At 42.0% G+C, this 12893-nt stretch carries 11 protein-coding genes; 7 read left to right on the top strand and 4 right to left on the bottom strand.

The features are described from left to right. Positions 1-168 precede the first annotated feature (168 nt). Both WDC_RS08090 and WDC_RS08085 read right to left on the bottom strand, forming a co-directional pair. Positions 169-357, bottom strand: coding sequence for a hypothetical protein (locus WDC_RS08090; RefSeq protein ID WP_044011359.1), 189 nt, complete (start codon positions 355-357; stop codon positions 169-171). Positions 358-402: 45 nt separating this feature from the next. Then, complete coding sequence (locus tag WDC_RS08085; protein WP_044011358.1) at positions 403-936, bottom strand: VanZ family protein; 534 nt, start codon at positions 934-936, stop codon at positions 403-405. 252 nt (positions 937-1188) lie between these two features. Here WDC_RS08085 and WDC_RS08080 point away from each other — a divergent pair, with 252 nt between their 5' ends. Together WDC_RS08080 and WDC_RS08075 are read left to right on the top strand one after the other, a co-directional pair. Beyond that, the gene (locus WDC_RS08080) at positions 1189-2550 is read left to right on the top strand and encodes an amino acid permease (protein ID WP_044011357.1); all 1362 of its coding nucleotides are present in this window, start codon (positions 1189-1191) and stop codon (positions 2548-2550) included. A gap of 166 nt (positions 2551-2716) precedes the next feature. After that, positions 2717-3772, top strand: coding sequence for a zinc-dependent alcohol dehydrogenase family protein (locus tag WDC_RS08075; protein WP_044011356.1), 1056 nt, complete (start codon positions 2717-2719; stop codon positions 3770-3772). A 193-nt stretch (positions 3773-3965) separates the two neighbouring features. Here WDC_RS08075 and WDC_RS08070 read toward each other — a convergent pair whose 3' ends face one another. Both WDC_RS08070 and WDC_RS08065 read right to left on the bottom strand, forming a co-directional pair. Beyond that, complete coding sequence (locus WDC_RS08070; RefSeq protein ID WP_044011355.1) at positions 3966-4922, bottom strand: Dyp-type peroxidase; 957 nt, start codon at positions 4920-4922, stop codon at positions 3966-3968. A 59-nt stretch (positions 4923-4981) separates the two neighbouring features. After that, entirely contained in the window at positions 4982-5434 is a 453-nt protein-coding gene (locus WDC_RS08065; protein ID WP_044011354.1) for a Fur family transcriptional regulator, read from the bottom strand. A gap of 167 nt (positions 5435-5601) precedes the next feature. Between WDC_RS08065 and WDC_RS08060 the strand changes: the two genes are divergently transcribed. From WDC_RS08060 to WDC_RS08035, 5 genes are all read left to right on the top strand, one after another. Beyond that, positions 5602-7011 (top strand): MFS transporter, encoded by a 1410-nt coding sequence (locus WDC_RS08060; RefSeq protein WP_044011353.1) that lies wholly within the window; start codon positions 5602-5604, stop codon positions 7009-7011. A gap of 225 nt (positions 7012-7236) precedes the next feature. Further along, positions 7237-7716 carry a hypothetical protein gene (locus WDC_RS08050; RefSeq protein ID WP_052497835.1) on the top strand — a complete coding sequence of 160 codons (480 nt, stop codon included), beginning with the start codon at positions 7237-7239 and terminating at the stop codon, positions 7714-7716. A gap of 221 nt (positions 7717-7937) precedes the next feature. Next, positions 7938-10811, top strand: a complete 2874-nt coding sequence (locus WDC_RS08045) for a MucBP domain-containing protein (RefSeq protein ID WP_044011352.1) — start codon at positions 7938-7940, stop codon at positions 10809-10811. Between the two features lie 194 nt (positions 10812-11005). After that, positions 11006-11485 (top strand): hypothetical protein, encoded by a 480-nt coding sequence (locus tag WDC_RS08040; RefSeq protein ID WP_052497834.1) that lies wholly within the window; start codon positions 11006-11008, stop codon positions 11483-11485. 293 nt (positions 11486-11778) lie between these two features. After that, positions 11779-12893, top strand: a 1115-nt coding sequence (locus WDC_RS08035) for a KxYKxGKxW signal peptide domain-containing protein (RefSeq protein WP_044011350.1), incomplete at its 3' end; no start/stop codon positions are given.

Raw genomic sequence — 12893 nt, 5'->3', positions numbered from 1 at the left:
AATCATACTAGGCTTTTTATTATTATGTGCAGACTTCTGCGGTTGAAAAACACGTTTAAGCAATAAAGCAGTAGATCGTCCAAACTGATGAATCATACTAGGCTTTTTATTGTTATATGCAGACTCCTGCGGTTGAAAAACACGTTTAATCAATAAAAGAACTAAGAACTATTCTTTTTCTTCAACGGGATCCAAATGCTCTTTAATCCCATTCGGAAAGTCAGCATCAATTTCTCTTAGAATAGGAAGTAAATAGTTAATATAAGTGTGGTAAGCTTCAACGGGCTTAGCACCCTTAGCATTCGCACTGGTCAATGCTAGCGCAATTTCATGTGCACGTTGTTCATTTGTAATCATATAATATTCACCTCGATAGTGTTAGTGTAACAAATATTCTGGCAATCAGAAAGTGACTTTTAGCTTTTGCAGCCAACTATTAACTGGTGTGTGTTTTAATGCGACAATAATTAAAATACCAAGCCATACGCCAACAGCATTGGTAATCAAATCGTCAACCTCAACCCACCGTCCCAGTTGCACAAACCAGTTAATAATGAACTGGGTCGTTTCAATGGTTAAGCCGGTCAAGATACCAAATAAGAAAATTGAATAACCGCTGTGTGGCTGCCAAATCAAGGCATAATAGATTCCGGCTGGAACTGTCATGACCACATTAAGCCAGAAGGCGGTATCCATTGCTTGAAACGGAACCAGATTTAAAATAATCCCATGAAATAAGAAATAATGGATTTCGTGAGTCGGAGTAAACGCAAATGGGGCAGGTGCAAAGCAAATGCGACAAATAAAGTAGGCGTAAAACCAACCAGAAAATAAAGTTACACGTTGCCACCATGTGTCGTGATGACGACTAATTAATCTAATCAAAATAACAAGCATTATGATAGAAATAATAATGAATGGAATCCAATCTTTCATGCTGATAAGCTACTCCTTAAGTTGTTATTATCTATCATACGTGATCTCATCCAATATTACTAATATTTTAAAATAAATTAAAAAAGTTCTAATTACTGCTATAGCAACTTTAAGTGGTATTAATCAGTGGGCAACGATCAAATTAAATTAGCGTATTAACCCGTTTATGCGATATAATTTTAATATTGCACTGGTTGATCAAAACAATTATTTCGCAAACAAGTTATCAAAAAATGAGAGAAGTGAGCAATATTGGCCGAACAAGAGACCACAGGATTAGCGCGAAACTTGAAAAACCGACATGTACAATTAATTGCGATTGGTGGCACAATTGGGACCGGGCTGTTTTTAGGCTCGGGGCAATCAATTCATTTAGCGGGACCGTCAATTTTAGTGGCATATATTGTCACAGGGTTAGCATGTTTTCTCCTGATGCGCGCGTTGGGGGAAATGTTACTTTCAAACATCGAATATCGTTCATTTATTGAAGCAATTCGTGACTATTTAGGCGACACCATTGGGTATGTGACCGGGTGGACCTATTGGATTTGCTGGGTCACAATCGCGATGGCGGAAATGACCGCAATTGGAATTTATGTAAGATTGTGGCTGCCATCAGTGCCGCAATGGTTACCTGGATTAGTGATTTTACTGATTTTACTGGGAGTCAACCTCATTACGGTAGGTGCCTTTGGTGAAGTTGAATTCTGGTTTGCTTTGATTAAAATTGTGGCGATTATTGGATTAATTGTAGTTGGGGTTGTTTTATTATTCATGAATTACAAGACGCCGAACGGTCATGCGTCGGTGGTGAATCTGGTTAGCCATGGTGGCTTCTTTGCGACTGGGATTAAGGGCTTTTTGCTTTCGTTTCAGATGGTGGTTTTCAGTTTTATTGGGATTGAAATGGTCGGTATGACAGCGGCAGAAACGCAGGACCCAGAAACAGTGCTGCCAAAAGCAATTAATGACATTCCCATTCGAATTATTATTTTCTATGTCGGTGCATTGTTCATTATTATGAGTATTTACCCATGGAATGATTTACAACCGTCACAAAGTCCGTTTGTAATGGTGTTCAAGGATATTGGGATCGCTGCAGCGGCCAGCGTGATTAACTTTGTGGTTATCACTGCAGCAGCATCTGCTTGCAACAGTTCACTTTATACTACTGGTCGGATGTTGGCTGAATTGACGATTGAGTCTAAAAATCCACGTGTTAAAAAAATTAGCAAGCTATCAAAGCACCATGTGCCAGCCAACGCATTGGTGATATCAACCGTGATTATTGCGGTATCGGTTCTGCTGAACTACTTTATTCCTGATCAGGTATTTACGCTGGTTTCTAGCGTAGCAACAACTTGCTTCCTATTTATTTGGGCGATCATCATTCTTGCTCATTTGAAATTCAAGAAAACACAAAAGGGTAAAGCATCTACATTTAAAACACCGTTTTATCCTATTTCAGATTACTTAATTTTGGTATTTTTAGCAGCTGTAGCAGTAATACTATGTTTCAAAAAAGAAACTTTTATCGCATTAGTTTTGTCCGTCATTTGGTTTTTAATTTTGTATGTGTTAAAGAAGAGAAGTACTGCTATTAAGCCAAATTGATACTAACAAATTATTAAATTGCTATATACAAATAAAAACACGAATGCAACCTGATCATGGGTTTAATTCGTGTTTTTTTTGTATTAATTGCATTTATTCGTCAGCGGACTAAAATGAAGACAACAAAGTAATCGTTTTATCAATTCAACTAAGAGGCGAATAAATAATGGCTAAGTTATTTGAAGCAGTTCCTAATTTACCGACTGAGATGAAAGCATGGCAAGTAACGACCCCCGGACCGATCGATGGTCCGAGATCTCCATTGGAGTTTACAACCAAGCCAGTGCCAACTCCTGGCAGGGGTGAAGTTTTGGTACGCGTGTTAGCTTGTGGTGTCTGCCACACTGATTTACATGTGTCTGAGGGAGATTTGCCAGTGCATCACGAACATGTTACTCCTGGGCATGAAATTGTTGGTGAAGTGGTGGCCAATGGTTCCGAAACAAGCCGATTTAAGCTTGGCGATCGCATTGGTATTCCGTGGCTCCGTTGGACCTGTGGTGTTTGTCATTTCTGTCGGTCGGGTCGTGAGAATCTATGTCCATATTCAAAATACACCGGTTGGGATCACGATGGTGGCTATGCAGAATACGTGACCGCACCAGAGGGCTTTGCTTATAATATTCCTGCTAAGTTTGACTCGATTACTGCCGCACCGCTACTTTGCGCTGGCATTATTGGTTACCGGGCGTTTGAGAGAGCCAATGTACCAGTAGGTGGACGACTAGGACTATATGGCTTTGGTGGTTCCGCGCATATCACAGCGCAAATTGCCCTCCGCCAAGGAATTGAAGTGCACGTATTGACGCGTGGCGAGGATGCACAAAAATTTGCATTGCAGTTGGGGGCGACTTCAGCGAATGGTGCCTATGATTTACCACCAGTGAAACTTGATTCTTCCATTATGTTTGCACCAGTCGGTGACATTGTCCCGAAAGCACTGGAAGGCTTAGTGCCAGGCGGAACTTTGGCGTTAGCAGGTATTCATTTGACAGATATTCCGTCATTAAATTATCAGGATCATATTTTCCACGAAAAGAATTTGACCAGCGTTGAAAGTAATACCAGAAAAGACGGCGAAGAGTTTCTGACGTTGGCAGACCGGTTAGACATTCAGCCTGAAACAACCCCGTACGCATTTGACAAGGCGGATGAAGCGTTACGGTACGTTAAAAAGGGCGATATTCGTGGTGCTTGCGTGTTGAAGATTGGTGATAACTAAATATAATGAACAAAAAAATGAGATATGGAAAATTTCCTGAATCTCATTTTTTAATTTACTAACTTTAATAGCAAAAACGTGGAAAAAAAGGCAGATTCTTCCGCTTAGCTACGATTAGCAAACGATACAAAATACGTATCATTCGCTAATCTAGGCTATGCTCAGAATCTAAGCGCCTTTTTTTTCACTCTGATTATTTAAACCGCCCATCCGCAATATCAGCAAGCAAGGTACGCGATGGAATAAAAAACAGCTGGCCGGACAAAATCGTAGAAAACGTCAACAAGAAGTCAGATGTATCCAGCATCTGTTGTAACATCAACTTAGTAACCGTCCAATGGCGCGAGTACCCCATAAAGTAGGTTCCGGTGTTGCCGGCCGCGGGGTCAGAGTAGGGGACGTTCATCCGAATAATCTTTTGTTCCTCACCATCGACGTCGACCTTGGAGCTAACGTTGTGGGCATTTTGATACTTATCTTCATCTTCCAGTTCTAAGTCGGTAAACTTCTCACGACCGACGGCTTTTTCCTGGGCCTCAGTTTTGAGATGTTCCCAAAAATCCATATTATGGTGCCATTTTTGTGCGAAGGCGTATGAGCCGTTAACGAACGTCGGATCTTCATCACCTACGATGGCGTAGTCGGCGGCATCTTCGACCGCCGGAGCTTCAGTGCCGTCAATAAAGCCGATGATGGCGCGCCCCTCAAAGTAGCGGAAGCCCTTGGTCTCATCGACCACGGTGGTGATATCGTTTAAAAAACGGCGAAACTGTGTCTGAGTTTCATAAACGACGGCTTCATTGCTGGCACGAATGTGAAAGAAAATGTCACCTTCAGTGGCGGGCATCTCGTATTCTGGCCCAGTTAAGCCGGTATACGTCTCCAGTTCCTTTGGTTTAGGCGCGTTCGGAAACAGATAGTCCCACGCGCTGTTGCTGAAACCAAAGGCCACTTTCAAACCAGAATCAGCCGCTAAATGAGAATCACGAATCCGCAATGAACGAATAATCGCCTGTGAGCGGTCCGTAAATTCTTGAATGACTTCGCGGTCCGTTTGTGGATTGTCACGATTGAGTTTTAGTACAGTAAATTGAACGTGTTCCCCGACATCTTTCCATACATCTTGCGCAGCTTGAACGTTAATTGGCATAATAATAACTCCTCCCAAGTGGTAGTGGTGTGAACTAAATCTATCAAATTATAATTATTCTAAATTAAATGTAACTTACGCTGACAAGCGGGACAAATTCCATGCATTTCAATGTGATTACCAGTCACTAAATAACCCGTTTTATCGCGCGTCGTTTGTTCCATTGATTTGCTAATCGAGCTAAACTGGTCGTCAAAAACATCTGTAATTTTGCCGCAGTTGTCACAGACAACGTGATAATGCGGGTGGCCGAAATAATCGAAGTGGGTGCTACCATCGCCATTTTTGAGCTCAATCACTAAACCGTGGTCAACAAATAATTTCAAAGTGTTGTAGACCGTGGCGACACTAATTTTGTCGACGTGGTCCTGCAATGCAGTAAATACCATCTCCGCACTCGGATGAGTATGGTGTGAAATCAAATATTGTAAAATTGTCTTGCGCTGCGGTGTCAAACGGACTTTTTGCTCCCGTAATTGTTCCAATGCGTGTTGATAATCATCAATAGCCATAATCTGGCATCATCTCCTTACTTTAGAACTTTTCTTCATTAAACTACTAACTTGTCAATCTGCCAAGCTTATTGACCTAAAATTAATCAGCGCTTGCATTTATGAGGTGATTGATTACAATTGAATTATGAGCTAAGTAATAATGATTCTAAATAGGAGTGGTAGTTATGGAAGCAAGTATTGACCAACAAGGTAGGCAGTATAATCGATTTTGGTTTATTTTTACATTATTAGCAGGAACCTTCACGATGTCGATTAGTCAGTCGTCACTGTCCACGGCGTATCCGACACTGATGCACTATTTCAACTTACCCGCATCGACAATTCAGTGGTTGACGACGGGGTTCATGCTAATCATGTGTGTCACGATGCCTATCAGTTCGTGGTTACTCAATAATCTCAGGTTTAAACCATTATTTTTAAGTATTTTAGCTATTTTTGATATTGGAACATTGATTATTGTGGTGGCACCGACATTTTGGTTAATGATGTTGGGCCGGGTGATGGAAGCAGTCGCTGTCGGAGTTCTGTTTCCGTCATTTCAAACGGTTTTGCTGACGATCACACCAAAAAAACAACGGGCGACTACGATGGGAACGGCCGGATTAGTGATGGGGTCAGCGTTGGCTTGCGGTCCGATTGTTTCTGGGATTGTGCTGAACTACTTTACGTGGCGCGGCCTGTTTGTCTTTTTCATGGTTGTCATTACGCTGGTATTTTTGCTGGCCATCGGTGGACTGATTCGCAACGTCATGCCACTACATCCAGCCACACTAGATTTTTGGTCCGTCATTTTGTCAGTCGGACTAATCGGTATCTTGTACGTGGTGAATCAGATTGGCAAAACGAACGTTAATTGGCTGGTGAACATAGTTATTTTAGTGGTCAGTATTGCCGCCATGTGCTGGTTTGTGGTGCGACAATTTCGGTTGACGACACCATTATTAGAACTGCGCGTGTTAAAGACGCTCAACTTTGATTTAGCGGTGCTGCTCACGGGCGTGTCCTACATCGCATTGATCGTCACGACTATTATCTTTCCATTGTATTACCAGGAAGTTCTGCACGTTTCGCCGTTTATTTCGGGGATGGCGCTGGTACCGGCCGCTGTTTTCTTGAGCATCCTCAATCCGTTGACGGGTAAATTGGCGGATAAACTGGGATTTCGGTTTGTAATGCTGACGGGGATGAGCATGATCGTTGTCGGATGGCTGGCGATAAGTTTGCTGGTCGGCCACTTGAATTTACTCGTGATGATATTGTGCGCAATGATTATCGAGGGTGGCAACGCGTTTGTCATGATGCCGGCGGTCACGATGGGGGCTAATTCACTGCCAAGTAAACTAGTGCCTGATGGTACAGCGGTCACAACAACGATTCGTCAAATTTTAGGTTCAACCGGTGTGGCAGCGGCAACGCTAATTTTAGGAATTGTGATGACACGACAGGTGAATAGTGGCGTGTCGGCAAGTGCAGCTCAATTGGGCGGTTATCGCGCAGTGTTTTTAACATTTTTCGGGATCGCGCTAATCGGCTGGCTACTGGCATGGGTGTTAAAGAATCCGACAAAACAATAAAATCGGATGCAGGATGGTTAATCGAAGTAGTCATTATTCGACTGACTATCCTATTTTTTCATCAAATTTTAATCAAATGAGTGTATTAGTTAATGTCATTAATGGTTTATGTTATATTGTAGTAGGAAAATGATTGCGCTTTCAAAATAATCTGTGCTGCAGATTTCTCACGGGCTACCATTGTTTGCAGACACAGCAACAATTAGCAGAAGTGGAGGCATTAACATGATTGATTTAACGGGACAAAGGTTTGGCAGATTAACAGTCATTAAGCGGTCTAAACGGAAGATTAAAAGTGGTAATGCCTGCTGGTTATGCCAATGTAGCTGTGGTAATTTTAGATCGGTGGACGGGTACCTGTTGCGCACCGGTGGCACAAAAAGTTGTGGTTGCTATCGCGCTGAATTGTCTGCGCAAGCCGTGTGTAATAATAAAAAATTTAGTGCCAATATTGGTAATACCGAAAATTTGAAGTGTAGTGGTGGTATTTTTAAATCTTCTGTAGTCCGCGGCAAGAAAAATCACAGCGGAGTGATTGGCGTTTCTTATGATAAAAAAGAGGATATGTGGTTTGCTCTCTTGATGGTCAAGGGTCATTATGTACTGCTGAAAAGCTTTAAAGATTTTGACGAGGCGGTGGCAGCACGAAAGAATGCGGAACGACGGTACCTGTATCAAAATACAAATGACGAAGTATCGATCTGATAAACAGAATTAAAATAAGGCTGCAAATTGGAGTACAAATACCCAGTTTGCGGTCTTTTAATTTGCCTGGTCATAGTTTCTTCATCAAATTTTCATTTGGGAGTCATATTAGTTAATGATATTAATAATTCATGTTATATTAGTGGCAGAATAATGAGTACGCTTTCTTTTGGGACAATACGTCAGTTTGTGGGTTCGATTGCCTTTGGAGGGGAAGTAAAATGAAAACTGGGACTGAGGTAAAGAAACGATTTAAATTGTATAAAAGTGGTAAATTGTGGCTAATTGCAGGTTTGAGTTCAATCATGTTTTTTGGTGGCAGCTATTTGATGGGTGACCAACAAGTCCAGGCGGATGTGGTGGCAATCACTGCTGTAACTGCAACGAGTGATTCGCAAAGTAGTGATCAACCAAGCAGTACGGTTAGTTCCCAATCTGATAGCAACGTTGTGTCAGCAACTTCAACAAGTGCAGCTAGAGTTACGGAGCAAGCACAAACAGTAACTAGTAGTGGTGAACAAGCAGTTGCGGTGGCTAGCAGTACCGGCACTGTTGCAATGCCAGCATCAACCGCAATTAGTCAAGCAACAAGTGCTGCTGCTACCGCGCAACCAGCGGCAAAGGCTGTGGTGACAACACCAGTGTCCGCTGCCCGAGCAGTGGAATCAATTGAATCATGGATGCCGGACAAAAACTTTCAATTGGCAGTTCTCAAAGAGTTAACGAGTACGGGCAGTGGCTACAATCCACCACAAATTTTGCCGGTCGGCTCAACTGTGAAGGATATTACCAAGGACGCGGTTAATAAACTTAGGTCGATTAGCGTCGATTCATATAATGTGACCAGTTTGGAAGGAATTCAATTTGCTACCAACCTGATTCGAATTTACGCCGTTCCTAATTTAAGCTTCGGTCATAACCAGGGGTTAATTGCGGATATCTCGCCGCTTGCGAACTTAAATAACTTGCAAGAAGTGACAATGTTCACTAACAGAATTTCGGATATTTCGCCGTTGGCCAATAAGCCCAAGCTGACATCCGTTTCGCTGTCGTATAACCAAATCACGGATTTGCGGCCATTGATGAGCGACCCATTAGCATCGGGACACTCAGCAATTACATTTCAGGCCGTTTCATTGCCAACAATTCGGCTGAATTCACATTCAAGTTTCACAATGTCGTCAGCAGTGTGGAATCTATTAGACCAAAATTTAGGTGTCGAACCGTATTATGCGGACCGACCAGGATATCCGTATATGTACGCGCAAAACTATAAGAGTACGGCGACTGGTACTAACACTAATGGTCAAACGATTGGGTGGACTGACCTGAGTACGAATGCCTACACGAACGCTAACGGCGTGAAGTACGGCTATTTGACTTACTACTGGACGGATCCATTCCAAGGGGATGTTGGTTATCCGTATTTTGGGTGGGTGATTCAGCCATATATTATTGATGATACAGTTGGTAATATGCAGGTTAATTACGTCCTTGATGGTAGTAACGAGACAATTCATACACCAACTTTGGTGACCGGCAAACTTGGCGACAAGTATCAAATTACCCAAAATAGCGATGTGCAAAAGGTATACAATGAACTGATTAGCCAGGGTTACTACTTATATGGTACTTCTGGCGCAGCAACGGGCACGTTTACTGAGCAATCGCAAAGTGCCACAATGACATTCTCAAAAACACCGCCAACATATGGATTTAACGTTCATTATCAAACTGAAACTGGGCGAACGATTAGCCCAGATACAGCTTACTCTGGTGAACTGAATACTGGCTGGACGGTTGCAACATCGGCAGTGGACGGTTACAAGTATTTGTATGCCAAAAATGCGGCCGGTGCGATTATCACTGATTTATCCGGTCAGTATAGCCCGTCAGTTGGTGATATTACGTTAGTTTATGGACTCGTGGACGGTGAAATGCCAAGTTATGAACCAGCTAAACTGCATGTGAAATACGTGGATCAGAATGGCAATGAACTGAAGGCTGAGCAGGTTAAAAATGGTTATGCTGGTAACGGGTACGATGTTACCGCACCAGAGATCGATGGCTATAAATTGGTTTCTGATTCAAATTATAAAGGCACGCTTGTTGCTGGAGACCAGACCGTGACTTTCAAATATGAATTAATTGAAGGTGAAACACCGAGTTACGACCCAGCAACCTTGCACGTGAAGTACGTGGACCAAAATGGTAATTCAATTAAGACTGAGCAGGTTAAAAATGGCTATGCTGGGAATGACTACGATGTGACGGCGCCAGAGATTGATGGGTACAAAGTGGTTTCTGATTCAAACAACAAAGGAACACTCATTGCTGGAGACCAGACAGTGACATTCAAATATGAATTAATTGAAGGTGAAACACCGAGTTACGACCCAGCAACTTTGCACGTGAAGTATGTAGACCAAAATGGTAATTCAATTAAGACTGAGCAGGTTAAAAATGGCTATGCTGGGAATGACTACGATGTGACGGCGCCAGAGATCGATGGGTACAAAGTGGTTTCTGATTTAAATTATAAAGAGACGCTTGTTGCTGGAGACCAAACAGTCACGTTCACCTACAAACTAATCGAGGGTGAAGTGCCGGAAACAAAACCGGGTAAGATTCATATTGAGTTTGTCGATCAGAATGGTAAGGCAATTCAAACGGCGATTGATAAAGATGGGCTTGCTGGCAATGGTTACTTGATCACGCCGGCAACGATAGCAGGCTATCATTATATTGGCCTCGGCATTGGCTCCGCAGCACTACAGGGTCAGTTGATTGATGGCACATTGAACGTTGTGTTGCGTTATGCTAAGAATGCAGTGCCTGAAAATCCTAGTAAACCTGTGACGCCGCCAAAGACCCCGACGCCAGGTAAAACACCAGCAGGGGCACCGACCATAACACCGGTTAAATCTGATACTAAGCAGCTTCAGAAAGTACAGGTTACTGACCGGTCGGAGGCACAAAAATCAGTGCTACCAAAAACAAATGAGGCTTCAACCAGCTGGTTAGCTTTGATTGGGATGGGGATGCTATCAATTGTGACTGCATTGGGGTCGGTATTGGCACGCAAGAAAAATTAAATAGACAATTGTAATCCCATTTTTACTGGCAAAGGATGTCAATGAAAATGGGATTTTTTTGGTAACAAAATTGTAATAATAAAATTGACAGAATCTATTTACATTTTAAAATGTCTATTATAGACTTATAAAGTCGATGTAAAGTAAACAAATAAATTTGCGACCGAAATACTATAAAAAATGGAGGAGTAATTTTGATCGATTTAACGGGAAGACGCTTCGGTAGATTAACAGTCATCAAGCGGGCGAAGAAAAAAGTGCAAAGTGGTAATGCTTGCTGGTTATGTCAATGTAGTTGCGGCAATATCAGAGCAGTGGATGGTTATCTACTCAGAACGGGCGCCACAAAAAGTTGTGGTTGTTACCGCGCAGAACTGTCAGCCAAGGCAGTTCGACAAAACGAAAAATTCAGCGCCAATATTGGGAACGCTGAAAACTTAAAGTTTAATAGCGGTGTTTTTAAAGCCTCTGTTGTGCGAGGAAAGAAAAATCGCAGCGGCGTCATTGGGGTTTCATACGATAAAAAAGAAGACATGTGGTTTGCACGCCTAATGGTTGATGGCCGATACGTCTTGTTAAAGAGCTTTAAAGAATTTGAAGAAGCAGTGACAGCGCGGAAGAATGCTGAGCGACGGTACCTTTATCGTAAAGAAACTGATCAAATTTCAGTTTAATAAATTCAAGAATAAAAATAAATAGTTAATCCGGGCTTTTAATTAACCCGGATTAACTATTTTTTTATAAAAAAGGTTTTAAGCAATGCTTATCAATAGATAAGCTTGAAATTACTGATATGACAACGATAGTTGATAATGTGAAAAAAGATTGAAGATAAAATGGCAAAAAGATTAAGGAAATATTAAAATTATTATTATCATTTGATTATGTTGGTGATATACTGAACGTGTATAGTTATTATCCATATTAATTAATGGTATGTATGGTTTAGTAAATGGAGGGGTAAAGAATGACAGATCATCGAAAAGGAAACAAGTATTTGAAGCTGTTGCGTGATACCGGGCAGCTGACAGAACACTATAAGATGTATAAGGCAGGTAAGAATTGGCTGTTTGCCGGAATCTCACTATTAACCTTTGGAGCGGGCGTTGCTATCAATCAAGCATCTGTGAAAGCGGATACAGTAGTAGCTGATAGTTCAAGTGAGTCAGCAACAACTGCGACGACGAATGCCGCTAGTTCAAGTTCAGTGGTGACGCTGAAAGCTGCAAGTGACTCATCAGCAACCAGCGATACGACTACAAGTGCAAGTTCAGCCATTGACACAGAGAGTTCAGCTGCAGATACCAGTTCAGCAAGTGATGCATCATCGGCTGCGACTTCAACGGCTTCATCAAGTGCAGCTTCGACTGCTACAAGTAATAGTACAAACGCATCATCGGATACCTCTGATGATGCTAGTTCTAGTTCTGCAACCACAGATAGTTCAGCTGCTTCATCAACTGCTAGTGATGACACTGTTAAGTTAGCAGCATTGCAAACAGAATTACCAGCAGGAACTACTATTTCTACAGGTAGTGATGGTACTACTATTATTGAATTACCAATTACAGCTGATATTGATCAGGCTAAGCAGATTGTGGAAGCAGCCGATTTACAAGGAGCAGTCACGGTTACTGAAACTGATGCCACGACTGCTACCTCGACCGGTCCATTGACATATGCTGGTGGGACAACAAGTGGTACGGCTTTTAATAAAGCAACAAGCAATATTGCTAGCGCTGTAACAATGGGTGATTTCGAGTGGATTACCGCCGTTGGTACTGGCATGTTAAATGGTCAAGCTGCGACGTTGGATGAAATTAATGCCTACTTCCAAACTTTATATAATGCAAATAAGGGTAATTACCGATTGCTACAAGTCATGGGAACATTTACTAATAATGCGGATGCTGCGCAAGAAGCAACTGAAGCGAATGCGGCTGCCTATTTCTATTACTACTTTCTAGGATCAGATGACAGTTATGTTTCTGGCCTGACTGATTATTTGAGTAATATGACTACTGCTCAGTTGGCTAATTTTGCACAAATTGCTTACGATGATAATAGCGCTGATTTTCTGGA

The organism is Paucilactobacillus wasatchensis, assembly GCF_000876205.1.
GTDB lineage: Bacteria > Bacillota > Bacilli > Lactobacillales > Lactobacillaceae > Paucilactobacillus > Paucilactobacillus wasatchensis.
This window is presented reverse-complemented; position numbering and strand designations above follow the sequence as displayed.